The 23700-nt window shown below is 71.9% G+C and carries 22 protein-coding genes; 10 read left to right on the top strand and 12 right to left on the bottom strand.

The features are described from left to right. Nucleotides 1–2: 2 nt before the first annotated feature. The 3 genes from FBY22_RS29970 to FBY22_RS29960 are packed head-to-tail and all read right to left on the bottom strand — an operon-like array spanning nucleotide 3 to nucleotide 2403. Nucleotides 3–302, bottom strand: coding sequence for a hypothetical protein (locus FBY22_RS29970; protein WP_142151101.1), 300 nt, complete (start codon nucleotides 300–302; stop codon nucleotides 3–5). Beyond that, nucleotides 299–865: a SigE family RNA polymerase sigma factor gene (locus FBY22_RS29965; RefSeq protein ID WP_174267294.1), complete on the bottom strand. Its 567-nt coding sequence runs from the start codon at nucleotides 863–865 to the stop codon at nucleotides 299–301. Before FBY22_RS29965 ends, FBY22_RS29970 begins: the two co-directional genes overlap by 4 nt. Beyond that, a complete protein-coding gene (locus FBY22_RS29960; protein WP_142151100.1) occupies nucleotides 862–2403 on the bottom strand; it encodes a sodium:solute symporter in 1542 nt (513 codons plus the stop codon). Before FBY22_RS29960 ends, FBY22_RS29965 begins: the two co-directional genes overlap by 4 nt. Before the next feature lie 343 nt (nucleotides 2404–2746). Between FBY22_RS29960 and FBY22_RS29955 the strand changes: the two genes are divergently transcribed. The 3 genes from FBY22_RS29955 (at nucleotide 2747) to FBY22_RS29945 (ending at nucleotide 6099) form a co-directional block, all read left to right on the top strand. Further along, the gene (locus FBY22_RS29955; RefSeq protein ID WP_142151099.1) at nucleotides 2747–4888 is read left to right on the top strand and encodes a carbon starvation CstA family protein; all 2142 of its coding nucleotides are present in this window, start codon (nucleotides 2747–2749) and stop codon (nucleotides 4886–4888) included. Next, nucleotides 4885–5067, top strand: coding sequence for a YbdD/YjiX family protein (locus FBY22_RS29950; RefSeq protein WP_142151098.1), 183 nt, complete (start codon nucleotides 4885–4887; stop codon nucleotides 5065–5067). The genes FBY22_RS29955 and FBY22_RS29950 overlap by 4 nt, the downstream gene beginning before the upstream one ends. Nucleotides 5068–5166: 99 nt before the next feature. Further along, nucleotides 5167–6099, top strand: coding sequence for a hypothetical protein (locus tag FBY22_RS29945; protein WP_142151097.1), 933 nt, complete (start codon nucleotides 5167–5169; stop codon nucleotides 6097–6099). A 3-nt stretch (nucleotides 6100–6102) separates the two neighbouring features. Here the strand turns inward: FBY22_RS29945 and FBY22_RS29940 are convergent, their stop codons facing one another. The 3 genes from FBY22_RS29940 to FBY22_RS29930 form a co-directional block, all read right to left on the bottom strand. Further along, the gene (locus FBY22_RS29940) at nucleotides 6103–6894 is read right to left on the bottom strand and encodes an SURF1 family protein (protein WP_142151096.1); all 792 of its coding nucleotides are present in this window, start codon (nucleotides 6892–6894) and stop codon (nucleotides 6103–6105) included. Between the two features lie 50 nt (nucleotides 6895–6944). Continuing rightward, complete coding sequence (locus FBY22_RS29935) at nucleotides 6945–7178, bottom strand: hypothetical protein (RefSeq protein WP_063824492.1); 234 nt, start codon at nucleotides 7176–7178, stop codon at nucleotides 6945–6947. Nucleotides 7179–7258: 80 nt separating this feature from the next. Beyond that, the gene (locus FBY22_RS29930) at nucleotides 7259–8239 is read right to left on the bottom strand and encodes a DEDDh family exonuclease (RefSeq protein WP_142151095.1); all 981 of its coding nucleotides are present in this window, start codon (nucleotides 8237–8239) and stop codon (nucleotides 7259–7261) included. Nucleotides 8240–8437: 198 nt separating this feature from the next. Between FBY22_RS29930 and FBY22_RS29925 the strand changes: the two genes are divergently transcribed. The 4 genes from FBY22_RS29925 to FBY22_RS29910 all read left to right on the top strand — a co-directional run bounded on the left by FBY22_RS29925 (nucleotide 8438) and on the right by FBY22_RS29910 (nucleotide 12110). Next, nucleotides 8438–9151, top strand: a complete 714-nt coding sequence (locus tag FBY22_RS29925) for a VIT family protein (protein WP_142151094.1) — start codon at nucleotides 8438–8440, stop codon at nucleotides 9149–9151. Nucleotides 9152–9258: 107 nt separating this feature from the next. Next, on the top strand, nucleotides 9259–10149 hold the full coding sequence (locus FBY22_RS29920; protein ID WP_142151093.1) for a sterol desaturase family protein: 891 nt from the start codon (nucleotides 9259–9261) through the stop codon (nucleotides 10147–10149). A 230-nt stretch (nucleotides 10150–10379) separates the two neighbouring features. Next, on the top strand, nucleotides 10380–11027 hold the full coding sequence (locus FBY22_RS29915; RefSeq protein ID WP_142152561.1) for a lysoplasmalogenase: 648 nt from the start codon (nucleotides 10380–10382) through the stop codon (nucleotides 11025–11027). Between the two features lie 36 nt (nucleotides 11028–11063). Beyond that, nucleotides 11064–12110 carry a zinc-dependent alcohol dehydrogenase family protein gene (locus tag FBY22_RS29910; RefSeq protein ID WP_142151092.1) on the top strand — a complete coding sequence of 349 codons (1047 nt, stop codon included), beginning with the start codon at nucleotides 11064–11066 and terminating at the stop codon, nucleotides 12108–12110. A gap of 14 nt (nucleotides 12111–12124) precedes the next feature. On the opposite strand, the gene FBY22_RS29905 is transcribed toward FBY22_RS29910, so the two are convergent. From FBY22_RS29905 to FBY22_RS29890, 4 genes are all read right to left on the bottom strand, one after another. Then, on the bottom strand, nucleotides 12125–13135 hold the full coding sequence (locus tag FBY22_RS29905) for a CopD family protein (protein ID WP_142151091.1): 1011 nt from the start codon (nucleotides 13133–13135) through the stop codon (nucleotides 12125–12127). 100 nt (nucleotides 13136–13235) lie between these two features. Next, nucleotides 13236–14600 carry a CoA transferase gene (locus FBY22_RS29900; protein WP_142151090.1) on the bottom strand — a complete coding sequence of 455 codons (1365 nt, stop codon included), beginning with the start codon at nucleotides 14598–14600 and terminating at the stop codon, nucleotides 13236–13238. A 34-nt stretch (nucleotides 14601–14634) separates the two neighbouring features. Continuing rightward, nucleotides 14635–16167, bottom strand: coding sequence for a S8 family serine peptidase (locus tag FBY22_RS29895; RefSeq protein ID WP_142151089.1), 1533 nt, complete (start codon nucleotides 16165–16167; stop codon nucleotides 14635–14637). 101 nt (nucleotides 16168–16268) lie between these two features. Continuing rightward, nucleotides 16269–17798 (bottom strand): S8 family serine peptidase, encoded by a 1530-nt coding sequence (locus FBY22_RS29890; RefSeq protein WP_142151088.1) that lies wholly within the window; start codon nucleotides 17796–17798, stop codon nucleotides 16269–16271. Nucleotides 17799–18051: 253 nt separating this feature from the next. On the opposite strand from FBY22_RS29890, the gene FBY22_RS29885 reads away from it, so the two are divergent. From FBY22_RS29885 to moaA, 3 genes are all read left to right on the top strand, one after another. Then, nucleotides 18052–18408: a DUF485 domain-containing protein gene (locus tag FBY22_RS29885; protein WP_142151087.1), complete on the top strand. Its 357-nt coding sequence runs from the start codon at nucleotides 18052–18054 to the stop codon at nucleotides 18406–18408. Beyond that, nucleotides 18405–20030, top strand: a complete 1626-nt coding sequence (locus FBY22_RS29880) for a cation acetate symporter (protein ID WP_142151086.1) — start codon at nucleotides 18405–18407, stop codon at nucleotides 20028–20030. The genes FBY22_RS29885 and FBY22_RS29880 overlap by 4 nt, the downstream gene beginning before the upstream one ends. A gap of 163 nt (nucleotides 20031–20193) precedes the next feature. Beyond that, nucleotides 20194–21183 carry a GTP 3',8-cyclase MoaA gene (gene moaA / locus FBY22_RS29875; RefSeq protein WP_142151085.1) on the top strand — a complete coding sequence of 330 codons (990 nt, stop codon included), beginning with the start codon at nucleotides 20194–20196 and terminating at the stop codon, nucleotides 21181–21183. Between the two features lie 40 nt (nucleotides 21184–21223). Here the strand turns inward: moaA and FBY22_RS29870 are convergent, their stop codons facing one another. Then, nucleotides 21224–22684: a GH1 family beta-glucosidase gene (locus FBY22_RS29870; RefSeq protein WP_142151084.1), complete on the bottom strand. Its 1461-nt coding sequence runs from the start codon at nucleotides 22682–22684 to the stop codon at nucleotides 21224–21226. Between the two features lie 71 nt (nucleotides 22685–22755). Continuing rightward, the gene (locus tag FBY22_RS29865) at nucleotides 22756–23688 is read right to left on the bottom strand and encodes a carbohydrate ABC transporter permease (protein ID WP_142151083.1); all 933 of its coding nucleotides are present in this window, start codon (nucleotides 23686–23688) and stop codon (nucleotides 22756–22758) included. Nucleotides 23689–23700 lie beyond the last annotated feature (12 nt).

Genomic DNA, 23700 nt, shown 5'->3' with positions numbered 1-23700 from the left:
AATCAGCGGGTGGGCCGGGGGAGTGAGTGCGCCATGCCCGAGAAGACGACGCCCTGATGGGAGGGCGTCTGGTTGAGCACCCACAGCCCGATCAGGGTGGCGAGGGTGAAGACGACGGCGATCAGTACGGCGAGCACCAGGCGTCGCCTGCGCTCCCGCCGCAGCCATTCGCCGCGCGCCGTGCGGTACGCGTCGGGGGCGGCGCGCACCCCTTCGGCCAGCGCGGCCAGCGCCTCGCTCAACTCCCGCTCGGTGCGGTCCGGTCCGGTGCCACGCGACCCGGTCGCGTCTCGGTGCGTCATCGCCGGGCCTCCATCGCCTGGGTGAGTGCGGCCAGGCCGCGGGAGGTGTGGGTCTTCACCGAGCCGCCGGAGATGCCCATCGCGGCGGCGATCTCACCCTCCTTCAGCCCGAGCCAGTGCCGCAGCACCAGTGCCTCGCGCTGCCGGGCGGGCAGTTGCTGGAGCGCGTCGATGAGGACGCGCTGGTCGTCGCGGAGCAGCGCGGCGCTCTCGGCGGAGACGACGGTCTCCTCGGGCGGGTTCTCCACGTGTCTGCGGGCGACCTGGAGATGGCGTATCCGCATCCGGGTCAGATTGCACACCGTGGAGCGCAGATAGGCCTCCGCCGCCTCGACGTCACGCAGGCGCCGCCACTTGCGGTAGATCTGGTAGTACGCCTCGGCCACCACGTTCTCCGGGTCGTCGGCGCCGAGCAGTGCGGCAAGGCGCAGCATCGAGGAGTAGTGCAGCTCGAAGAGGCGCGCGAGCCCGGCCTCGCGCTCCAGGTCGGCCGGGTCGGCCGGCGTCGGCGCGAGCGGCTCGACGCGCGGCTCGGGCACAGGTGTCGGGTACTTGCGTCTCACGGCTGGTTCGCTCCCGTCTCCGGGCGTCGCCTGACTCTCAGGCGCGACGGCAGGTCGGTCAGGTCGGCGCCGCGCGGGACGCCGAGACGTTCGAGGAGGGCGGTGCCGGCCACCGCGACGGCCAGGTTCAGCACCAGGGCGGCGAGGCCGGCGTAGATCCGGAGCGGTCCGAAGCCGAGGGACACGATGGACGAGAACCCCTCGCGCACGACCAGGAACGTCCCGGCGAGCATGCCCGCGCCCCAGCCGGCGAGCAGGGCACGCGGATGCAGCCGCCCGGTGAACAGGCCGACGGCCACGGCCGGGAAGATCTGCAGGATCCAGACCCCGCCGAGCAGCTGGAGGTTGACCGCGTCCTGGTCGCGCAGCCCGAACACGAACGCCACCGCTCCCACCTTCGCGGTCAGCGAGACGGCCTTGGCGATGCGGACCTGCCGCTTGGGCGTGGCCGTGGGGTGCACGTACTCGACGTACACATTGCGTACGAAGGCGGTGGCCGCCGCGATGGACATCACGGCCGCCGGGACCAGGGCGCCCACGGTGATCGCGCCGAACACCAGCCCGGCCAGCGGCCCCGGCATCAGCCGGTCCACCAGCATCGGAACGGCGGCCTCCGCGGCGCCCCCGGGCGCGCGCACGCCCGCGGCCAGCGCCGCGATGCCGAGGAAGCCGAACAGGGCGAGCAGCCCTGTCCAGGCGGGCAGTGCCGCGGAGACCTTGCGCAGGGTGCGCGGCCCGTCGGCGGCGAACCCCGCCGTCAGCACGTGCGGGTACATCAGCAGCGCCAGTGCCGAGCCCAGGGCGAGGGTCGCGTACGCGGGCTGCTGCTGAGGTGTCAGGACCAGTGCCGGGCTGCCCAGCCGGCGCGCCGCGCCGTCGAAGACCCTGCCCGGCCCGCCGAGCCGCTCGAAGACCAGCCAGGTCACCGCGGTCAGCGACACGAACACGGCGACCGCCTTCAGCGCCGAGATGACCGTCGGCGCCCGCAATCCGTGCCGGTAGGTGGCCACCGCGAGCCCCGCGAACAGCGCCACCATCGCCAGGTCCCCGGCCGCACCGCGCGGATACACGCCCCCGGCGGTCAGCACCGCCCGTATGCCCAGCAGTTGGAGCGCCAGGTACGGCATGGTCGCGAGGATCCCGGTGAGCGCGACGACCAGGGCCAGCGACGGCGAGCCGTACCGTCCGCGCACGAAGTCCGCCGCGGTGACGTAGCCGTGCGCGCGGGCCACGGTCCACAGGCGGCTGAGCAGCACGAAGGCGATGGGGCAGACGATGATCGTGTACGGCACCGCGAAGAAGGCGGGCGCGCCGTTGCCGTACGCCAGTCCGGGTACGGCGGTGAAGGTGTACGCCGTGAAGATCGTGCCGCCCAGCAAGAACCACGTCCAGACCGGGCCCAGACTGCGGTCGGCCAGCGCCCAGCCCTCCAGGGACGGCAGGCGGTCGCTGGGACGCAGGCGCCGTGCGGTCACGGCGAGCAGCGACGCCCCGCCGATCACGGCGAGGAACGTCGCGGTCATGGCGCCGTCGGCCATGGGTCACCGTCCTTGGTGTGCCTGAACCCTCGTGCGGGAGTTGCGCGAGCGGCCGGAACGGAGGACAGGAAACCGGCGGGAAATCTTCTGGACATGCGCTGTCAACCGGTCCCGGGGGGTGGGCAACTCTTGCACAGACCGACAGCGAGCGGGAGAGGAGCGCAGGTCATGGCACCCCACGGTCATCACCGGCTACGGCGCGTCGCGATCGCCGTACCGCTCCTCGCGCCCGTCGCAGGCCCGCCGTCGGTCCCCTCGTGACCGCCCGGCCGGTCCGTCGGCCGAGCTGAATTCCCTTTTCCGACCCGTACGTCGTCACACCGTTCTCCGGTGAGGAGCCGCCATGCCCGCGACAGCCCTGCCCGAAGCCGACACCAAGGCGCCCGAAAAGTCACGTATGTCACTGAGGTCGGTCCTGCTCTGGACCACCGTCTCCCTGCTCGGCGCCGTCGCCTGGGGTGTCCTCGCCCTGGCCCGCGGCGAGAAGATCTCCGCGGTCTGGCTGGTCGTCGCCGCCCTCGGCTCGTACGCCGTCGCCTACCGCTTCTACTCCCGCTTCATCGCCCGACGCGTCCTGCGGCCCGACGACCGCCGGGCCACGCCCGCCGAGCGGCTGGAGGACGGTGTCGACTTCCATCCCACCGACCGGCGCGTGCTGCTCGGCCACCACTTCGCCGCGATCGCCGGGGCCGGACCGCTCGTGGGCCCGGTCCTCGCGGCCCAGATGGGCTACCTGCCGGGCACCCTCTGGATCGTCGCCGGCGTGATCTTCGCGGGCGCGGTACAGGACATGGTCGTCCTGTTCCTGTCCATGCGCCGGGACGGCACCTCGCTCGGCCAGATGGCACGGGACGAGATCGGCCGGGCGGGCGGGGCGGCGGCACTGATCGCCGTGTTCGCCATCATGATCATCCTCCTGGGCGTGCTGGCCCTGGTCGTCGTCAACGCCCTCGCGCACTCCCCGTGGGGCACCTTCTCCGTCGCGATGACCGTCCCCATCGCCCTGTTCATGGGCTTCTGGCTGCACCGCGTCCGACCCGGCCGGGTCGTGGAGACCAGCCTCATCGGCGTGACCCTGCTCCTGATGGCGATCGCCGGCGGCAGCTGGGTGCAGGACTCCTCGCTGGCGTCCGCCTTCACCCTCAGCCCCACGACCCTGGTCTTCTGCCTGATCGGCTACGGCTTCGTCGCCTCCGTGCTCCCGGTGTGGATGCTCCTGGCCCCGCGCGACTACCTCTCCACCTTCATGAAGATCGGCACCATCGCGCTGCTCGCGGTCGGGGTCGTGATCGCCGCACCGGTGCTGCACGCGGACGCGGTCAGCGAGTTCGCGACCTCGGGGGCGGGGCCGGTCTTCGCCGGGTCCCTCTTCCCCTTCCTGTTCATCACGATCGCCTGCGGCGCCCTGTCCGGATTCCACGCCCTGGTCTCCTCCGGCACGACGCCGAAGCTGATCGAGAAGGAGTCCCAGGTCCGGCTGATCGGCTACGGCGCCATGCTGATGGAGTCGTTCGTCGCGATCATGGCGCTGATCGCCGCGGCCACCCTGGAGCCGGGTCTGTACTACGCCATGAACGCCCCCGCGGGCCTCCTCGGCACGACGGCCCAGTCCGCCTCCCACGCGGTCGCCGGCCTCGGCTTCACCATCACCCCCGACCAGCTGACCCACGCGGCCAGGGCGGTCGAGGAACAGACCCTGATCGCCCGCTCCGGCGGCGCCCCGACCCTCGCCGTCGGCATGTCGGAGATCTTCTCCGGCATCTTCGGCGGCAGCGCGCTCAAGGCCTTCTGGTACCACTTCGCGATCATGTTCGAGGCGCTGTTCATCCTGACCACGGTCGACGCGGGCACCCGGGTCGGACGCTTCATGCTCCAGGACATGCTCGGCAACGTCTTCAAGCCGGTCGGCCGGGTCAACTGGAAGCCCGGCATCTGGCTGTGCAGCGGGCTGGTCGTGGCCGCCTGGGGCTACTTCCTCTACACCGGGGCCACCGACCCGCTCGGCGGAATCAACCAGCTCTTCCCGCTGTTCGGCATCGCCAACCAGCTGCTGGCGGCGGTGGCCCTGACCGTGTGCACCACGATCCTGGTGAAGTCCGGCCGCCTGCGCTGGGCCTGGGTCACCGGGCTCCCGCTCGCCTGGGTCACCGCGGTCACCTTCACCGCGGGCTGGCAGAAGATCTTCTCCGACGACCCCCGGGTCGGCTTCTTCGCCCAGCGAGCGAAGTACGCCGACGCCCTCGGCGCCGGCCATGTCCTGCCGCCCGCCAAGTCCCTCGACGACATGCACACCGTGGTCACCAACTCCACCGTCGACGGCGTCCTGATCGCCCTGTTCCTGCTGCTCGTCGCGGTCGTGATCGTCAACGCGGCGGTGGTGTGCGTCCGGGCCGTGCGGTCGCCGGGCGCGCTGCCCACGGCCGAGGCGCCGTACGTGGAGTCCCGCATCGGCACGGCGCCGGAACTGGTGGAGGTGGGGCCGTGAGGACCTGGGTGCGAGCGGTGCGCTGGTATCTGCGGGAGCTGACCGGCGAGGCGGAGTACGACCGCTACTGCGAACGGCACGCCCGTCATCACCCGCAGGCTCCGCTGCCGACCCGGCGGGAGTACCAGGTGCTGCGCACGCTGCATCACGAGAACCGTCCGCAGAGCAGGTGCTGCTGACTCCCTGTCGCCGTCGGCGCCGTGGCGGCTCCCTCCCGGCACCGGGGTGGGCCGCCACGCGCGACCTCGTCGACCTCTACCCTTCTCCCCGGGAACGAGATGCTGAGACGCCGCCCCTCCCTGGTCGTCCGCCCCGCGCTGGACGACCACGCCCTGCACGCGACCCTGACCGAACTCCGCCCCGCGCCGCAGCTCCACGGCCTCGGCGCCGGGCGCACCCGTCCGCTCTGGGAACCGGTCGCGGAACTGCTGGGCAGGACCGGACGGGACTGGGACCGCAGGGCGCACCGGGTCTCCGTGCTGGCGCGCGCCCTACCGCCCTCGGTCAGTGAGCGGTGGTCCGCCGACCGGCCCGGCGACGGGGACGCCCTGGTGCTCGAGGCATGGGTGCGCTCGGTCCGGGCCGTCGCCGGGGGGCGGGACGAGGCTCGGGCGGCCGAGCGGGCGTGTCTGCGGGCAGCCGAGTGCTGCCCCGAGGACCCGACCCCGTGGCTGGCGTTGCTGGAGTTGATGCACTCCTTCGCCGTCCCTGTCCGTGACGCGGTCCCGGTGTGGAGCGAGGCCGTCACCCGTGCCCCCTGGCACCGCACCGCCTACCACCAGCTGCTGCGCTACCTGTCCCCGCGCGGGCACGGCACGGTCGACGACATGCTGGAGTTCGCCCGGCAGGCCGCGGCCCGCGCACCACACGGATCACCGCTCGCCCTGCTCCCCGTCGCGGCCCGCGTGGAACTCGTCACCCACCGGCAGCGGCAGATGTCCCTCGGGACCGACGCCCACTGGCGCGAACCCCGGGCCGCAGACGAGGTGGCCGTGGCCCTGACCGACTGGTTCGCCGCCGCGGCCGCGCCGCACGCCGAGGGCGTCGCCGACCTCAACGTCCTCGCCTTTGCCCTGATCCGGATGCACCGCCCGGACGAGGCCGCCGCCGTCTTCCGGCGCATGGGCCGCCACATGACACCCCACCCGTGGGAACTGCTGCCAGAGCCGCAGCGCACGTTCCTGTACTGGCGCGACCGTCTCGGACGGTGAGCGTCATACCGACGCCGGTTCCGCTTCCTGATCCGTGTCCTTGGCCGCAGCCGCCCGGTCGCGGCGCTCCCGGCGCACCAGGATCCACCAGCCGTACGGCACACCCGCCGCGAACAGCCACCACTGGATCATGTACGCGTAGTTCAGCGGGGCGTCCTCCTTGCCCGGGTCGGAGATCTGCTCCGGGCTGTCGCCCTTCGGCTCGGGCGCCGTCTGCTGGATGTAGCCGCCGAGGACCTCGGCGTGCAGGCGCCGGGCCTGCTCCTCGCTGTTGATCAGCATGATCTGCCGGGCCGGGAGCCCCTGGAGGTCCTTGATGCCGCTCGCCGCGGTCGTTTCGTCGGGCATCAGCCGGCCCTGGACGGTGACCTGGCCGCTCGGCGGCGCGGGAACCCGGGGGAAGGTGGTCTGGCTCGGGCCGTCGGAGGGGATCCAGCCCCGGTTGACCAGCAGCACCCTGCCGTCCGACAGCACGAAGGGGGTCAGGACGTGGTAGCCGACCTCGTCGTCGGAGTTGGTGCGGCGGCGCACGACGACCTCGTGCGCGGTGTCGAAGTGCCCCTTCGCGCTCACCGTGCGGTACCGGTCGTGGGTGGTGACGGTGTGCCCAGGGGAGGTCAGCTTCTCCACCGGTACGGGCTTGGCGTGCAGCGCGTCCGACACCAGCTGGTTGCGCGCGGAGCGCATCTCGTAGCGGTGCATCTGCCAGATGCCCAGCCTGATCATCGTGGGGATGAGCAGCAGGGCGACCAGCGTGAGGATCACCCACTGCCGGGTCAACAGGAAGCGGTACACCCCACGACCGTACCTCTCGGGCCGTGGGGTGCCTGCGCCAGGGGTGCGTCTCAGACGCGGTCGACGATGCCGGCCTTCCCGGCCGCGCGGGCGCAGTGGGCACCGCAGTACCACTGGCCGTCGGCCTCGACGCCCTGACCGATGATCTGCACCCGGCAGTGCTCGCAGATGGGTGCCATGCGATGGATCGCACAGGAGAAGCAGTCGAAGACGTGCACCGCGCCCTGCGCGTGCACCTCAAAGCTCATTCCGTAGTCATTGCCGCAAACTTCGCATCTCGCCATGGGCCTCAGCGTGGGCCGTCGGCGCCGCGCGGGCGAGCGGGCGCCGGGCGAGTCGCGCGGCAATCACCCGTCCGTACGGGTCACTCGTCCGCCGGTTCGACGTCCCTGAGCAGCTGTCCGAACGCCGCCTCGTCCACCACCGGCGTCCCGTACTGCCGGGCCTTGACCACTTTCGACGTGCCGGAGTCGGGGTCGTTGGTGACCAGCAGGCTGGTCAGCCGGGACAGGCTGGTGGCGACATGCAGGCCGGCCTCGGCCGCGCGGTCCTCCAGCAGCTCCCGCTCGACGGAGGTGTCCCCGGAGAAGGCGACCCGCATGCCCTGCTTGAGCGGTTTGCCGTCCTCGTAACGACCGGGGTTGGGATGGGGGCATGCGGGCCTCTTGCGAGAGGGGCGCCAACTCGTCGGCCGGTAGCCGCCGTAGCCGCCCGCCTGGCGGGGCACCGGCCGGTCGGTGAACTCCGTCAGCGGCCGGCACTCCAGCAGAGGCAGCCGTACGCCGCCCGCCGCCGCGGCCCTCAGGCTCGGCCGGAACGCCTCCGCGAGCACGCGCGCGTCGTCCAGCGCGTGATGCGCGCGCCGCTGCACGACGCCGAAGTGGGCGGCCAGCGACTCCAGCTTGTGGTTGGGCAGCGGCAGCCCCAGCTCCTTGGAGAGCGCGATGGTGCACAGCCGCTGGCGCACCGGCGCCTCGCGCCGGGCGCGCGCGTACTCCCGTGCGATCATCTGCCAGTCGAAGACCGCGTTGTGCGCCACGAGCACCCGGCCCTCCAGGCGGGTCGCGAACTCCTCGGCGATGTCCGTGAAAAGGGGCGCGCTCTCCAGCACCTCGCTCGTCAGACCGTGGATCCACACCGGGCCCGGGTCCCGCTCCGGGTTGACCAGCGTGTACCAGTGGTCCTCGACCTCACCGCGCGCGTCCAGCCGGTAGACGGCCGCGGAGATTATCCGGTCGTCCCGGGCCAGGCCGGTCGTCTCCACGTCAACGACCGCGTATCCAGGGGGATACGCGGTCGGCCACCCGGTGGGGAAGGACGCTGCGGTCGTGGGGTCTTCGAGCATGGTCCCTGAGGATACGGGCCACGACTGACAGTCTCCTCCAACAGGGGCTCCGCGTACGGAATGTCCGGCCTTGCGGCAATGGACCCCTCCCAATCCCCGGGCGCACCCCGCTCGTTGACCGAGCCCCGTGCGACGCCGGTGAGGTCCGGGGGAGCGTCGGTGCGCATGGGAGCGGTGTGCGGGTGGCATCCTCCCCGTGTGACCCAACCAACGCACGGCGGCGAAGCCCACGGGGGCGCACTGGGACAGCGGCTGAACTGGCTGCGCGCGGCCGTGCTCGGCGCGAACGACGGCATCGTCTCCACCGCCGGTCTCGTCGTCGGCGTGGCCGGCGCGACCGACAGCCGCTCCGCGCTGCTCACCGCCGGACTCGCCGGGCTGCTCGCCGGGTCGATGTCGATGGCCGCCGGCGAGTACGTCTCCGTGTCCACCCAGCGCGACTCGGAGATGGCGGCCCTCGCCCTGGAGAAACGGGAGTTGCGCGAACAGCCCGAGGCCGAGCTGGAGGAGCTGACCCAGCTGCTCCAGGAACGCGGCCTGTCCCACGACGTCGCACGGGAGGCGGCCGAGCAGCTGACGGAACGTGACGCGCTCAGGGCGCACGCGCGCGTGGAGCTCGGTATCGACCCCGACGAGCTGACCAACCCCTGGCACGCGGCGTGGGCGAGCTTCCTGGCGTTCACGGTCGGCGCGCTGCTGCCGCTGCTCGCGATCGTGCTGCCGCCCGCGGGCTGGCGGCTCTGGATCACCGTGGTGTCGGTGCTCGCGGCCCTCGTCCTGACCGGGTGGAGCAGCGCGCGCCTGGGCGCGGCCGAGCCGGGACGCGCGTTGCTGCGGAACGTGGTGGGCGGGGCGCTGGCCATGGGGATCACGTACGCGGCGGGGGCGCTGCTGGGAGCGGTCGGGGTGTAGCCGCGGGCGCGTTGGCGGAGATCACCAAGAAGCAAGCGCGTACCCCGGGCGATACTTGTGGGTAACAACGTCTATCCCTCACCGACCAGCGGTTCTACGGTGCCCACATGCCGAACCTGCCCGATGTCGTGCTGTGCTCGATACCCGCCTTCGTCCTGCTCACCGTGGTCGAGATGATCAGCGTCCGTCTCCATCCCGACGAGGACGCCGCGGGATACGAGGCGAAGGACGCCGCGACGAGCGTCGGCATGGGACTCGGCAGCCTCGTCTTCGACTTCCTGTGGAAGATCCCGATCGTCGCCGTCTACTCGGCGGTCTACGAACTCACGCCCCCGCGCGTGCCGGTGCTGTGGTGGACCGTCCCGCTGATGCTCCTCGCGCAGGACTTCTTCTACTACTGGTCGCACCGCGGCCACCACGTCATCCGCATCCTGTGGGCCTGCCACGTCGTCCACCACTCCAGCAAGAAGTTCAACCTCACCACCGCGCTGCGCCAGCCCTGCACGTCGTGGACCGCCTGGCCGTTCTACGTCCCCCTCGTGGCCGCCGGGGTGCACCCGGCCGCCGTCGCCTTCTGCTCCTCGGCCGGCCTCGTCTACCAGTTCTGGATCCACACCGAACGCATCGACAAGATGCCCCGCTGGTTCGAGTCCGTCCTGAACACCCCCTCCCACCACCGTGTCCACCACGCCTCCCAGGGCGGCTACCTGGACCGCAACTTCGGCGGCATCCTGATCGTCTGGGACCGGATGTTCGGCTCGTTCGTGGCGGAGGTCGAGCGACCGGTCTACGGGTTGACCAAGAACATCAACACGTTCAACCCGATCAAGGTGGCGACGCACGAGTACGCCGCGATCATCAGGGACGTGAGGGCGGCGGAGAGCTGGGGCGAGCGCGCCGGGCGCGTCTTCCGGGGCCCGGGCTGGCGGCCGGCCCGCCTCGCCCAGCCGGGCCCGGTGGCCGAACCGGCCCCGGCCGAGGGGACCGCGGCCGCGTGAGCCCGGACGACGACAGCCGCGCCCGCCCACGGGCGTCGCACACGGCCGCTCCACAGCCGCCCGCGCCCGAGCCGACCTCCGCCGCACCCGGCCCCGGCGTGCCCGAGGCCGGGTCGACGGCCGCCGCGCGCGCTCCCGAAGAGCCCCTGGCCGAGCCGCCCGCCGTCGCGCCCTGCCCCCACGCGACCCGCCCCGGTGAGCCGCGGGCCGAAACTCCCTGGGGCGCCCGGCTGTTCGCCCTCTTCGGTGTGGCCACCCTCGCCGACCTCGGGTCCCTCGCCGTGGGATTCGACGCCGGTCACACCGTCGCCAAGACGCTTCTCATGCCGCTCCTCGCCGCCTACGCCGGCGTTCGCGGCGCCCCGCGGCTCCTGCTCGCCGCCCTGCTGTTCGGCTGGGGTGGCGACATCCTGCTCCTGTCCGACGCCGACCCGGCGTTCCTCGCCGGGATGGCCTCCTTCGCGGCGGGACACGTCTGCTACATCGCGCTGTTCCTGCGCCACGGCGCTCCACACGCGCGTGGCCGTCTCCTCGCCCCGGCCTACGCCGTCGCCCTCGCCGCCACGGTCGCCCTGCTGTGGCCGGACCTCCCGGCGGGCCTGCGTGTCCCGGTCGCCTGCTACAGCACCCTGCTCACGGCGATGGCGTACGGCGCCGCCACCCGGCTCGGCCCCCGGGCCGCCGCCGGTGGCGCGCTCTTCATGCTCTCCGACACCCTGATCGCGACCGGCGTCGCGAACTGGCCGCAGCCGCCACGGCCCGACCTGTGGATCATGCTCACCTACGCCGCCGCCCAGTTCCTGCTGGTCCAGGGCGCCCTCGACGAGCGGCCCGCGCCGGCGGCGACGTACCGTGAAGTGCGCTCGACCACCCCCTGAGCGCGCCCACGACACCGCACGAGAAGGATCCTCGCCATGCGCGCCACCACCATCCACGCCCCGTACGACATGCGCGTGGAGGACGTCCCCGAGCCCGTGGTGCAGCTGCCCACCGACGCCGTCGTGCGGGTCCTGCGCGCCTGCATCTGCGGCAGCGACCTGTGGGCGTACCGCGGCGAGGCCGCGCGGCAGCCGGGGCAGCGGATCGGGCACGAGTTCCTCGGTGTCGTCGAGGAGACGGGCAGCGAGGTCTCGGGCTTCAGGCGGGGTGACCTCGTGGTCGCCCCGTTCATGTGGTCCGACGGCGTCTGCGACTACTGCCGGGAGGGCCTGACCACCTCCTGCGAGCACGGCGGATTCTGGGGCTCCGTCGGCTACGACGGCGGCCAGGGCGAGGCGGTCCGCGTCCCCTTCGCCGACGGCACCCTCGTGCGGCTGCCCAAGGAGGCCGCGTCCGACGAGCACCTGCTGTCCGCCCTGCTGACCCTCTCCGACGTCCTGGGCACGGGCCACCACGCTGCCCTCGGCGCGGGCGTCCGCCCGGGCGCCACGGTCGCCGTCGTCGGCGACGGAGCCGTCGGCCTGTGCGCGGTCCTCGCCGCCAAGCGGCTCGGCGCCGAACGGATCATCGCCCTCGGCCGGCACGAGGTCCGCACGGACATCGCCCGCCGCTTCGGCGCCACCGACGTCGTCGCCGAGCGCGGGGAGGCGGCCGTCGAGGCCGTACGCGAACTCACCCGCGGCCAGGGCGCGCACGCCGTGGTCGAGGCCGTCGGCACCGAGCAGTCCATGCGCACGGCGGTCGAGATCACCCGCGACGGCGGCGCCATCGGCTTCGTCGGGGTGCCGCACGGCAGCGGCACCGGTCTCGACCTGGGCGTCATGTTCGACCGGAACATCGCGCTGCGCGGGGGAGTCGCACCCGTGCGCGCGTACATCCCGCAGCTGCTGCCCGACGTCCTCGACGGCACCGTGGACCCCTCGCCCGTCTTCGACATGACCGTCGACATCGAGGGCGTGCCCGACGGCTACAAGGCGATGGACGAGCGCACCGCCCTCAAGGTGCTCGTCACCAACGGTTGATCAACGGATCAACGTCACGACCAGCGGATCGGCAGCGGCAGCGCCGTCAGCAGACCCGACACCACGACCACCACGCCCAGGGCGACGACCTCCGCGCGGGCGGGAGCGCAGGCGGTCAGCGGGTCGGCGGCGCGGCGCAGCCTCAGCCGCGCCCACACGGCGAGCAGTGCGACGGCGGCCACCAGGAGCACCTTGGCCAGCAGGGTGCGCCCGTAGGCCGTCGTCGTCAGCTGGTCCAGGACCGTGGCCGACGGCATGCGGCGCAGCGAACTCCACACGCCCGTCGCGGTGATGGCGGCGAGCAGCACAGCCGCCACGCGCGCGTAGAGCCCCAGCAGGGCGGGGCCGGCCTCGGTACGGCCCCAGCGGCCGAGTGTGCGCAGCACGTGCAGCAGACCGCCCGCCCACAGCGCCGCGCACGTCAGGTGCACCAGCGTCAGCCCGGATCCGAGGAGCGGGGCGTGCTCGGTGGTGGGGTGCGCGCGCAGGGCCTCCGCCACGATCACCGCGGCCACCGGCCAGAGCCGGGCGGCCGGACGGCGCGCGCGGGCGCACAGGGCGGCCGCGAGGAAGGCGTTGACCTCGACCAGGGCGAGCCTGCCGTCCGGGGAGTCGTACAGGCCGCCGACGTCGACCTGGTCCAGGTCGTGCGGCAGCAGGTTGCCCGTCGACACGACCGACGCCAGCCCCACGGCGGCCACGAAACCGGCGAGCGCCGTGTACGGGGCCCAACTGCGGGGCGCCTGCCCGGGGGCCCCGGGCAGCGAGCGCGCCAGACGGTTCACGAACGCCTCGCCGACCGGGACGCACAGCGCGGCGAACAGCACCGCCCGCAGCAGCGCGATGCCCCCGACGCCGGGCGCGGCGGCCTCCCCGGTGCCGTGCAGGGCGGCCGACTGGCCCAGCAGGGGTATCAGCGCGGCCAGTGCCACCAGGACGAGGACGCCGACGGCCCGGCCGGCACCGGGGCGCCGTACGGGCCCACTCGCGTCCGCCACCCCGGCGGGGGGTCGTATCAACGTCACCTCGAAGACTTCACCAGCCGTCGCAGAACAGGGCAACTGCAGTAAAACAACTGGCGGTACGCCATTCCGCCCGTAGAGACGTTTTTGGCCGTCCCTTGGCTCAGACCCAACGCGCGGTGCCGGACCCCCACGGCTCCGGCGGGCGCGCCCAGTCGGCCGGCCCACCGTCGAAGGACACCGGCGGCAGGGCGTGCCGCAGTCGGCCCAGGGCGCTGTCCGTCTCGGTCAGCCAGGGCCCCGGACCGTCGTACTCGGCGTCGCCCGGACCCTCCGCCTCGACGTCGTTCACGAGCCACGCGGCCGTCCGGGCCAGCGCCAGCCGCACGGACCGGCCGCCGCCGTCGTACGACTGCTCGGTCAGCGCCCGCAGTACCGCGGCCGCCAGCAGATACCCCGTCCCGTGGTCCAGGGCCTGCGCCGGCAGCGCGCCCGGCTGTCCCGCCGAGCCCTCCAGGGCGGCGATGCCGGTCGCGACCTGCACCAGGCTGTCGAAGCCCCGCCGCCCGCGCCACGGCCCGTACGCGCCCCACGCCGACACCTGTGCCACGACCAGTCCCGGCCGCCGCTCGGCCAGCGCCTCGGGCGACAGCCCGAACCGGTCCAGGGCGCCCGGCCGGTAGCCGGTGACGACGACGTCCGCGCGCGCGAGCAGGTCCTCGAACGCACGCCGGTCGGCCGTGAGGTCCAGCAGCGCCGACCGCTTCCCGAAGCCCGTGTCCGTGTGCTGGTCGGGCAGTTCGGGCAGGTGCGGGGGGTCGAGGCGCAGGACGTCCGCGCCGAGCAGGGCGAGCGTGCGCGTGGCGACCGGTCCGGCGAGCACCCGGGTCAGGTCCAGGACGCGCAGCCCGGCGGCGGGCAGCAGCGCGGGTCCGTCGAGAGGCCGCAGCACGCGCGCGGGTGCGGAGTCGAGCCGCTCGCGCTCGACGAGCCGACGCCGGCCCACCTCGGCGGCCTGCTCGTGGGCGGCCCACTCCTTCGGTGTCCGCAGCGCCACCGCGAGGCCGCCGGCCTCGTACACAGCCTCCTCGACCTCCAGCGAGGACCGCCGCGCCAGCGCCGCCTCGACGGCGGCCACGTCCTCGGGCACCCGCAGCACGTCCAGCAGCCGGGCCCGGTGGTGGGGGTAGTTGGCGTGGGTGCGCACCCACCCGTCCGCGGTCCGCCAGAACCGCGACAGCGGCGCGAAGACGACCGGCGCCCGCCCGTCGACCTGCAGATGCCGCTCACTGTGGAACGCGGTGGCGACCGCCCCGTCGTCGACCCGCACCCGGGGCATCTGCGCGAGCCCGGCCCGCCGCGCCCCCAGCTCGGCGGCGGCCAGCGCACAGGCACCGACACAGGCCCGCGCCAGCTCCCGTACGGGAAGGCGCCCTTGGAGAGCGCCCTCCCGTGCGGAGGTCGACATCCTGGAGAGCAGGGCGGGATCGCCGCCCAGCTCGGCCCATGCGAACTTGATTGCAGTCATGACTGCACTATGCAGTATTGACTGAATCAATATATCACTTGGTCACCGCGGCCAACGCGTCAACCGTGCCCCAGCCGTAGAAGCCGTTGCGGTTCTTCGTCCCCTCGCACACCGCGTCGACCTTGCCGTCGCCGTCGATGTCGTACGGGTCCGTGCACGGCGTGGCGTCGGCCTCCGCGTAGAGCAGCGCCTTCACCAGGGCCGGCGTAGCGTGCGGGTGCGTTGACTTGATCAATGCGGCGACCGCCGCGACGTGCGGCGAGGCCATCGACGTCCCCGCCATGTAGCCCCACTTGCCGCCGGGCAGCGTGCCCAGGATCAGGCCGCTGGTGGCCGGCGGGGCCGGGGTCTGGTAGCGGGTCGAGTCGCCGCCCGGCGCGGCGACGTCGATGACGCCCAGGCCGTGGTTGGAGAAGGACGACTTCAGGCCCTTGGCGCCCGTGGCCGCGACCGTCACCACACCCGGCAACTGGGTCGGTATGTCGAAGCACTTGGTCGGGTCGATCACCCGGTCCGAGGGCGTGCCGTCGTTCGGCGACACCGGGTCCGTGATCGTGTCGGCGGCGAGGTCGTAGTTCTCGTTGCCGGCCGCCGCGACATTGACGGCACCCCGCTTCTCCGCGTACCGCGAGGCCCGGGTGACGGCGTCCACCAGTGCCTTCTGGTCCGGGTCGTCGGTGCAGTTGAAGTACCACGGGTCGGTGTAATAGCTGTTGTTCGTCACGTCGACGCCGTGCTCGGCCGCCCACACGAAGCCGCAGACCACGGCCTCGGTGTAGAAGTAGCCGTCGGGGTTGGCCACCTTGATGCCGGCGACCTTCACCCCGGGCGCCACGCCCGTCATGCCGACGCCGTTCTTCGCGGCCGCGATCTCGCCCGCCACGTGGGTGCCGTGCGGGCTCTCCGAGGCGCTCGGCCGCCAGGCGCCGTCCGCCGTGTCCGGCTTGCCCGCCACGCAGTTGACCGACGCCGCGCGGTCGAAGTTGGGCGCGATGTCGGGGTGGGTGTCGTCGACGCCGGTGTCGATGACGGCGACCGTCACCTTGGGACTGCCCAGCGACACCTCGTGCGCCTTGTCCGCCTTGATGGCGGCCAGGTCCCACTGCTGGGGTTCGAGCGGATCCTGCCCGTCGGCGGCCTGCGCGGCGGCGACCTCCCGTGCGGAGAGCACCTTCGGCGTGCCCATGTCGTCGGTCGACTGGGCGGGCAGCGGCGCGTTGCGGGTGTTGCCCGCCGACTCCACGCCGGGCACCGCGCGCAGGATCTTGGCGAAGTCGGCGTTCGACGAGTGGACGACGATCACGCCTATCTGGTCGTACGACGTCACGATCGTGCCGTCTGCCTCGGCGATCGCCTTCTTCACACGCGCCGAAGGGCCGTGCCCCGGGCGGACGTTGACGACGTAGCTGAGCGAGGTGGCGTCACCGGCCGTGGTCGTGGCCGTGGCCGTCGGCGCGGCCTCCGCCGCCGAGGCCGTGATGTTCGGCAGGAACGCGAGGGCCGTCGCCATCGCCATCCCCAGCGGAAGGGCGAGCACGCGGCGCGAGCGCGGGTGAGGCGCTGTCATGTGTCGGGGTCTCCAGTTCGTTCGCGGTACGAAGGGGCCGTGCGGGAGCCCCGGGGGACGGTGGCGTCCCCCGGAGCGAGTGGATGGTGGATCGGCCGCGGTCACTTCACCGCGCGCAGCGCGTCGACGACGCCGAAGCCGTAGAAGCCGTTGACCCGCTTGCCGCCGACGCAGGTCGCGTCGACGACGCCGTCGCCGTCCCCGTCGTAGGGGCCGCTCGGGCAGCCCGGGTTGACGGCCTCCGCCTTGAGCAGGGCCTGCAGTTGGGCCGGGGTCGCGAACGGATGCGTCGACTTCAGCAGCGCGGCGACGCCGGCCACGTGCGGCGTGGCCATCGACGTGCCCTGCAGGAAGCCGTACTGGTTGTTCGGCATGGTGGACAGGATGCGGCCGTTCTTCGACGGCGTGTCCGGGATCTGGTACTTGTCGCCACCGGGCGCCGCGACGTCGACGACTCCGTAGCCGTAGCTGGAGTAGTACGACTTGGTGCCCTTGACGCCCACCGCGCTGACCGTGACGACGCCCGGCAGCTGGGTCGGCACGTCGAAGCACTCGTGCGGGTCGACCGTCCGGGTCACCGGAGTCGAGTCGTCGGGGCTGGAGTCGTCGACGAGGGCGTCCGAGTCGAGGTCGTCGTTGGCGTTGCCCGCGGCGGCCACATTGAGCGTGCCCTTGCTCTGTGCGTACAGCTGGGCCCTGTTGACCGAATCAACGATGGCGCGCTGATCGGGGTCGTCCATGCAGTTGTACTGCCATGGATCAACGTAGTAGCTGTTGTTGGTGACCTCGACGCCGTGGTCGGCGGCGAACACGAACGCGCACACGACGCTCTCGGGGAAGAACAGCTGGTTCTCGTCCGGCTGGGCCACCGTGATGCCGGCGACCCGCACGCCGGGCGCGACGCCCGCGACACCGATGCCGTTGCGGGCCGCGGCGATCTCACCCGCCACGTGCGTGCCGTGGTAGTGCTCGGCGTCCACCGGCCGCCAGGAGCCGTAGGTCGTGTCCGCCTTGCCGCTGACGCAGTTCGCGGACTGCGAGGGGGAGAAGTTCGGGGCGAGGTCGGGGTGGGTGTCGTCGACGCCCACGTCGATCACGGCGACCGTCACCTTCCTGCTGCCCGGGTCGATCGCGGCGGCCTTGTCGGCGCCGATCGCCCTGAGGTCCCACTGGTCGGCCTCCAGCGGCTCCTCACCGGCCGCCGAGCCCTTCTCGACCTTCGCGGCCTCGGCCTCGGACAGGTACTGCGCCGCACCCTCGTCCGTGGTCCCCGCCGCCTGTACCGGCGAGGTGCGCGAGGCACCCGCGGACTGCACGCCACGTACGGTGCGTATCTTCTTGGCGAAGTCGAGGTCCGTGGAATGGACCACGATGACACCGATCTTGTCGTACGACACCACGATCGAACCGCCGGCCGCCTTGATCGCCGCCTTGACCGACTTGATCGTGTAGGGGTCCGTCTTCGTGTTGACGAGGTATGCGTACGTGTCCGCGGCGGCGGCCGCCGGAGAGGCGGACTCCACGCGGGGAGCGGCCTGAGCCGCCGCCGGCAGGAAGCCGAGCGAGGCGGTCAGCGACAGCACGACCGGCACCGCGAGCGCGAGCCGACGTCTGGAACGCAGATGAACCATGGGGTCTCCACATCATCCGGAAACGAAACCGCCCGAGACACAGGTGGTGCTCGGGCAGGTACATGACGGGCGGTCCAGGCCGAAAACTATCTCCCGAAGTCGCTGGTCAGCAATGAGTTGCCCAAGGCGAGTTCGGAAATCGGTCAAGTGAGTTGAACCCGTCCCCGCATCGCGCCGTGACCTTGGGCAGGGAGCACCAGGACACGCGCCCCCGATCCCCGAGACGAACGCATCCGCAACGCGAGGAGACTACGTGGCCACCGAGACACCGCCCCCCTCGAAGACCCCCACCCAACTCCCCCCGACAGAGGAGTTCCTCGCGGAGCAGGAGAGCGCGGAATTCGGTGAACTGCGCCGCTCCTACCGCTCGTTCGCCTTCCCGCTGACCGTCGGCTTCATCGCCTGGTACCTGCTGTACGTCCTGCTGTCGAACTACGCGGGCGACTTCATGGGCACCCAGCTGTTCGGCAACATCAACGTGGCCCTCGTCCTCGGCCTCGCCCAGTTCCTGACCACGTTCCTCATCGCCTGGTGGTACTCGCGGCACGCCGCCGCCAAGCTCGACCCCAAGGCCGAGGCGATCAAGTCCCGGATGGAGGGCGGCGCATGAGCCCCGCACAGCACACCCTGCTCGCGGCCGGCGAGGCGAGCCAGCACCGGCCGCTGATCATCACGCTGTTCTCGGTGTTCGTCGCCGCGACCCTCGTGATCACCATCTGGGCCGGCCGCCAGACCAAGGACGCGGCCGACTTCTACGCGGGCGGCCGCCAGTTCACCGGCTTCCAGAACGGCCTCGCCGTCTCCGGCGACTACATGTCCGCCGCGTCCTTCCTCGGCATCGCGGGCGCCATCGCCCTCTTCGGCTACGACGGCTTCCTGTACTCCATCGGCTTCCTGGTCGCCTGGCTGGTCGCCCTGCTCCTGGTGGCCGAGCCACTGCGCAACTCCGGCCGCTACACCATGGGCGACGTCCTCGCCTACCGGATGCGCCAGCGCCCCGTCCGCACGGCGGCCGGCACCTCCACCATCGTCGTGTCGATCTTCTACCTGCTGGCCCAGATGGCGGGCGCCGGCGTTCTGGTCTCCCTGCTGCTCGGCATCACCAGCGACGCCGGCAAGATCGGCATCGTCGCCCTGGTCGGCGTCCTGATGATCGTCTACGTCACCATCGGCGGCATGAAGGGCACCACCTGGGTGCAGATGGTCAAGGCCGTCCTGCTCATCGTCGGCGCCCTGCTGCTGACCTTCCTGGTGCTGCTGAAGTTCCACTTCAACATCTCCGACCTGCTCGGCTCGGCCGCCGACAACAGCGCCAAGGGTTCGGCCTTCCTGGAGCCCGGCCTGAAGTACGGCGCCACGGGCACCACCAAGCTGGACTTCATCTCCCTCGGCATCGCCCTGGTGCTGGGCACCGCCGGCCTGCCGCACATCCTGATCCGCTTCTACACGGTGCCCACCGCCAAGGCCGCCCGTAAGTCCGTGATCTGGGCGATCGGCCTGATCGGCGCCTTCTACCTGATGACCCTCGCCCTCGGCTTCGGCGCCGCGGCCCTGATCAAGCCGGACGAGATCATCGCCTCCAACAAGGCGGGCAACACCGCCGCGCCACTCCTCGCCCTCCACCTCGGCGGCGTCGACTCCAACTGGGGCGCGATCCTGCTCGCCACGATCTCGGCGGTCGCCTTCGCCACCATCCTCGCGGTCGTGGCGGGCCTCACCCTGGCCTCCTCGTCGTCCTTCGCCCACGACATCTACGCCAACGTCATCAAGAAGGGCACGGCCACCGAGAAGCAGGAGCTCGGCGCGGCCCGCTGGGCCACGGTCGGCATCGGCGCCGTCTCCATCGTCCTGGGCGCCCTCGCCCGCGACCTGAACGTCGCCGGCCTGGTCGCCCTCGCCTTCGCGGTCGCCGCCTCCGCCAACCTCCCGACGATCATCTACAGCCTCTTCTGGAAGCGGTTCACCACCTCCGGCGCCCTGTGGTCGATCTACGGCGGCCTGGTCACCGCCGTGGGCCTGGTGCTGTTCTCGCCGGTCGTCTCGGGCAAGCCGACCTCGATGTTCCCGGACGCCGACTTCCACTGGTTCCCGCTGGAGAACCCGGGCATCATCTCGATCCCCGTCGGCTTCCTGCTCGGCATCCTCGGCACCTATCTCTCCAAGGAGGAGCCGGACGCCGGCAAATACGCCGAGCTGGAGGTCCGTTCACTCACCGGAACCGGCGCCCACTGACACCCCGGTACGCCCCCTGAGCGGCCGCGTCGTAGATCCCTACGACGCGGCCGCGCCGTACCTCGTGGGATCCGGGCCGCTGTCGTTGTCAGTGACGTCACGTAGGCTCGCAAGTGACGGAAATGACGACCCGCACTGATCCGCTACGAGGGAGGGGGCCCACGTGCTCATCGACACCTACGGCCGGGTGGCCACCGACCTGAGGGTCTCGCTGACCGACCGGTGCAATCTTCGCTGCACCTACTGCATGCCCGAGGAAGGCCTGCAGTGGCTGGCCAAGCCTGATCTGCTCACGGACGACGAGATCGTCCGCCTGATCGACATCGCCGTCACCTCCCTGGGCATCGAGGAGATCCGCTTCACCGGCGGAGAACCCCTGCTGCGCCCCGGCCTGGTCGGCATCGTCGAGCGGGTCGCGCGGCTCGACCCCCGCCCCCAGATGTCCCTGACCACCAACGGCATCGGCCTGGGGCGCACGGCGAAGGCCCTGAAGGACGCGGGTCTGGACCGGGTCAACGTCTCCCTGGACACCCTGCGCCCGGACGTCTTCAAGACCCTCACCCGCCGGGACCGCCACAAGGACGTCCTCGAAGGCCTGCGGGCCGCCCGCGAGGCGGGTCTGACCCCGGTGAAGGTCAACACGGTCCTGATGCCTGACCTGAATGCCGATGAGGCCCCCGACCTGCTGGCCTGGGCCGTCGAGCACGACTACGAACTGCGGTTCATCGAGCAGATGCCCCTGGACGCCCAGCACGGCTGGAAGCGCGAGGGCATGGTCACGGCCGGTGACATCCTGGCCTCCCTGCGCACCCGCTTCGACCTCACCCCCGAAGGGGCCGCCGCGCGCGGCTCGGCCCCGGCGGAGCGCTGGCTGGTCGACGGCGGCCCGCACCGGGTGGGCGTCATCGCCTCGGTGACCCGCCCCTTCTGCGCCGCCTGCGACCGCACCCGCCTCACGGCCGACGGCCAGATACGCACCTGCCTGTTCGCCCGGGAGGAAACGGACCTGCGCACCGCCCTGCGCGACGGTTCCCCGGACGAGGAGATCGCCCGCATCTGGCGGCTGGCCATGTGGGGCAAGAAGGCGGGAGCCGGCCTGGACGACCCGTCGTTCGTCCAGCCGGACCGGCCGATGTCGGCCATCGGCGGCTGACCGACCCCGGCCGGCCGCCGTCCCGCCCCCAGCGCTCAGCTCACGCGTCGCCCCCGTCCCGCGGGGGAACCGCACCGGTACGAGCCACCTCGGCGTACCACCGTGCGCTCTCCTTCGGGATGCGCCGACCGGTGGGGTAGTCCACGTACACCGCGCCGAACCGCTTGCTGTAGCCGTAGCCCCACTCGAAGTTGTCCAGCAGCGACCACAGGAAGTACCCGCGGACGTCGACGCCCGCCTCGATCGCCCGGTGTACCGCGCTCAGGTGCCCGCGCAGGTAGGCGATGCGGTCGGGGTCGACGACACGGCCGTGCGGGTCCACGTAGTCGTCGAAGGCCGCTCCGTTCTCCGTGATCATCAACGGCAGTCCGGGGAAGTCCGCCTTCAGCCGCAGCAGCAGGTCGTACAGACCGCTCGGGTCGACCGCCCAGCCCATCGCCGTCGTGTCACCCGGCGGCAGGTGGAAGGCCACGTCTTCCGCGGCGGGCCACGGGCTGTGGTCGCTGCGGCCGTGACCGTCCGAGTTGTGGGTGCCCCGCCCGTCCGAGGCCGAGACCAGGGTGGGCGTGTAGTAGTTGACGCCGAGGAAGTCCAGCGGCTGGTGGATGGCGGAGAGGTCGCCGTCCTCCACGAAACTCCAGTCCGTCAGCCGGGAGGTGTCCTCGATGAGGTCCTCCGGGTAAGCGCCGAGCAACTGGGGGCCGGTGAAGACGCGATTGGCCAGCGCGTCGATCCGGCGAGCGGCGTCGACGTCCTCCGCGCGCTCGGTCAGGGCCCTGACGTGGTGGATGTTCAGGGTGACCGACGTCTGGGCGTGATGGGGCAGTTCGGCCCGCAGCGCCTGAACCGCCTTGCCGTGCGCCAGGTTGAGATGATGGGCGGCCCGCAGCGCCGCCACCGGGTCGGTGCGCCCGGGGGCGTGCACCCCGGAGCCGTACCCCAGAAAGGCGCTGCACCAGGGCTCGTTGAGCGTGGTCCAGATCTTCACCCGGTCGCCCAGCGCACGGGCCGCGAGCGAGGCGTACTCGGCGAAGCGGTCCGCGGTGCCCCGTTCGGGCCAGCCGCCGGCGTCCTCCAGCTCCTGCGGCAGATCCCAGTGGTAGAGGGTGACCACCGGCTCGATGCCCTTCTCCAGCAGGGCGTCGGTGAGCCGCCGGTAGAAGTCCAGGCCCTTCTCGACCGCGGGGCCGCGACCGGTCGGCTGCACCCGCGGCCACGAGATCGAGAAGCGGTAGGTGTCCACGCCGAGGTCGGCCATGATCTCGACGTCCTCGCGCCACCGGTGGTAGTGGTCGCAGGCCACGTCACCGGTGTCCCCGTTGCGTACCCGTCCGGGCGTGTGCGAGTAGGTGTCCCAGATGGAGGGGGTGCGGCCGTCCTCGGTGGCGGCGCCCTCGATCTGGTAGGCGGCGGTCGCGGTGCCCCACCGGAAGCCGGTGGGGAAGACCAGGGCGGAGGTGTGCTGCGGCCCGGGTGCGACACGTCGGGTAGCGGTGCTCACGGAGATCCTTTCGGAGGAGGCGGCAAGAACGCGCAAGGGGATTTCGGGGCTCGGCGGAGGGAGTACAGGGCTCAGCCCTTGACCGCGCCCTGCATGATGCCGCCGACGATCTGGCGGCCGAAGACGACGAAGAGGGCGAGCAGCGGCAGCGTGCCCAGCAGGGCGCCGGCCATGATCAGCGACTGGTCGCGCACATAGCCCGCGCTGAGCTGGGTGAGGGCGACGGGAACCGTCGGGTTGGTCATGTCGAGCACGATGAACGGCCAGAAGAAGTCGTTCCAGGCGTGCACGAACGTGATCATGAACAGCACCGCCATGGCCGGGCGCGCGACGGGCAGCACGATGCTCCAGAAGATGCGCAGAGAGTGCGCGCCGTCCACCCGGCCCGCCTCGACCAGTTCGTCGGGAAGGGCCTCGGCGAGGTACTGCCGCATGAAGAACACGCCGACGGCGCTCACCAGAGTGGGGAAGATGACGGCGGGCAGCTGCTGCCCCCAGCCGAGGTCCGTCATCATCATGAACAGGGGCACCACGCCCAGCTGGGGCGGCACCATCATCGTCCCGATGACCAGCATCAGCAGTGCGTTGCGGCCCTTGAAGCGCAGCTTGGCGAAGGCGAACCCGGCCAGGGTGGCGAACAGCACCGTGGACAGCGCGATCACCCCGGCCACGATCAGGCTGTTGACCATGGCCTTGCCCAGCGCCGCGTCGCGCCAGGCCTTGCCCAGGTTCTCCAGCAGGTGCGGGCCGGGCAGGAAGGGCGGCGGGCTCTGCGTCACACGGGTGTTGTCGCTGGAGGCGGCCACCATCGTCCAGTACAGCGGGAAGAGCGACACCAGAGCGGCGAAGCCGAGCAGTACGTAGGCCAGGGGGCCGGCGTGGTGCTGGCGTCCGGCGCGCGGGCGCAGCCAAAGGCGCGTCCGGCGGCGGCGGGTGGACCCTTCAGGGGTGCCGGTGCGGGGCCGCGGGTCCGCCGTCCGGACCGGGAGACTGTCAGTGGTCATGGGAAAGCACTC

The sequence above is a fragment of the Streptomyces sp. SLBN-31 genome, from assembly GCF_006715395.1.
GTDB lineage: Bacteria > Actinomycetota > Actinomycetes > Streptomycetales > Streptomycetaceae > Streptomyces.
The sequence above is the reverse complement of the archived record's forward strand: the minus strand, read 5'-3'. Positions and strand labels throughout refer to the sequence as shown.

Coding starts and splice junctions, on each gene's coding strand:
- FBY22_RS29970 (WP_142151101.1), bottom strand. CDS start 302: ATGACGCACCGAGACGCGACCGGGTCGCGTGGCACCGGACCGGACCGC.
- FBY22_RS29960 (WP_142151100.1), bottom strand. CDS start 2,403: ATGGCCGACGGCGCCATGACCGCGACGTTCCTCGCCGTGATCGGCGGG.
- FBY22_RS29955 (WP_142151099.1), top strand. CDS start 2,747: ATGCCCGCGACAGCCCTGCCCGAAGCCGACACCAAGGCGCCCGAAAAG.
- FBY22_RS29945 (WP_142151097.1), top strand. CDS start 5,167: ATGCTGAGACGCCGCCCCTCCCTGGTCGTCCGCCCCGCGCTGGACGAC.
- FBY22_RS29935 (WP_063824492.1), bottom strand. CDS start 7,178: ATGGCGAGATGCGAAGTTTGCGGCAATGACTACGGAATGAGCTTTGAG.
- FBY22_RS29930 (WP_142151095.1), bottom strand. CDS start 8,239: ATGCTCGAAGACCCCACGACCGCAGCGTCCTTCCCCACCGGGTGGCCG.
- FBY22_RS29920 (WP_142151093.1), top strand. CDS start 9,259: ATGCCGAACCTGCCCGATGTCGTGCTGTGCTCGATACCCGCCTTCGTC.
- FBY22_RS29910 (WP_142151092.1), top strand. CDS start 11,064: ATGCGCGCCACCACCATCCACGCCCCGTACGACATGCGCGTGGAGGAC.
- FBY22_RS29900 (WP_142151090.1), bottom strand. CDS start 14,600: ATGACTGCAATCAAGTTCGCATGGGCCGAGCTGGGCGGCGATCCCGCC.
- FBY22_RS29895 (WP_142151089.1), bottom strand. CDS start 16,167: ATGACAGCGCCTCACCCGCGCTCGCGCCGCGTGCTCGCCCTTCCGCTG.
- FBY22_RS29890 (WP_142151088.1), bottom strand. CDS start 17,798: ATGGTTCATCTGCGTTCCAGACGTCGGCTCGCGCTCGCGGTGCCGGTC.
- FBY22_RS29880 (WP_142151086.1), top strand. CDS start 18,405: ATGAGCCCCGCACAGCACACCCTGCTCGCGGCCGGCGAGGCGAGCCAG.
- FBY22_RS29865 (WP_142151083.1), bottom strand. CDS start 23,688: ATGACCACTGACAGTCTCCCGGTCCGGACGGCGGACCCGCGGCCCCGC.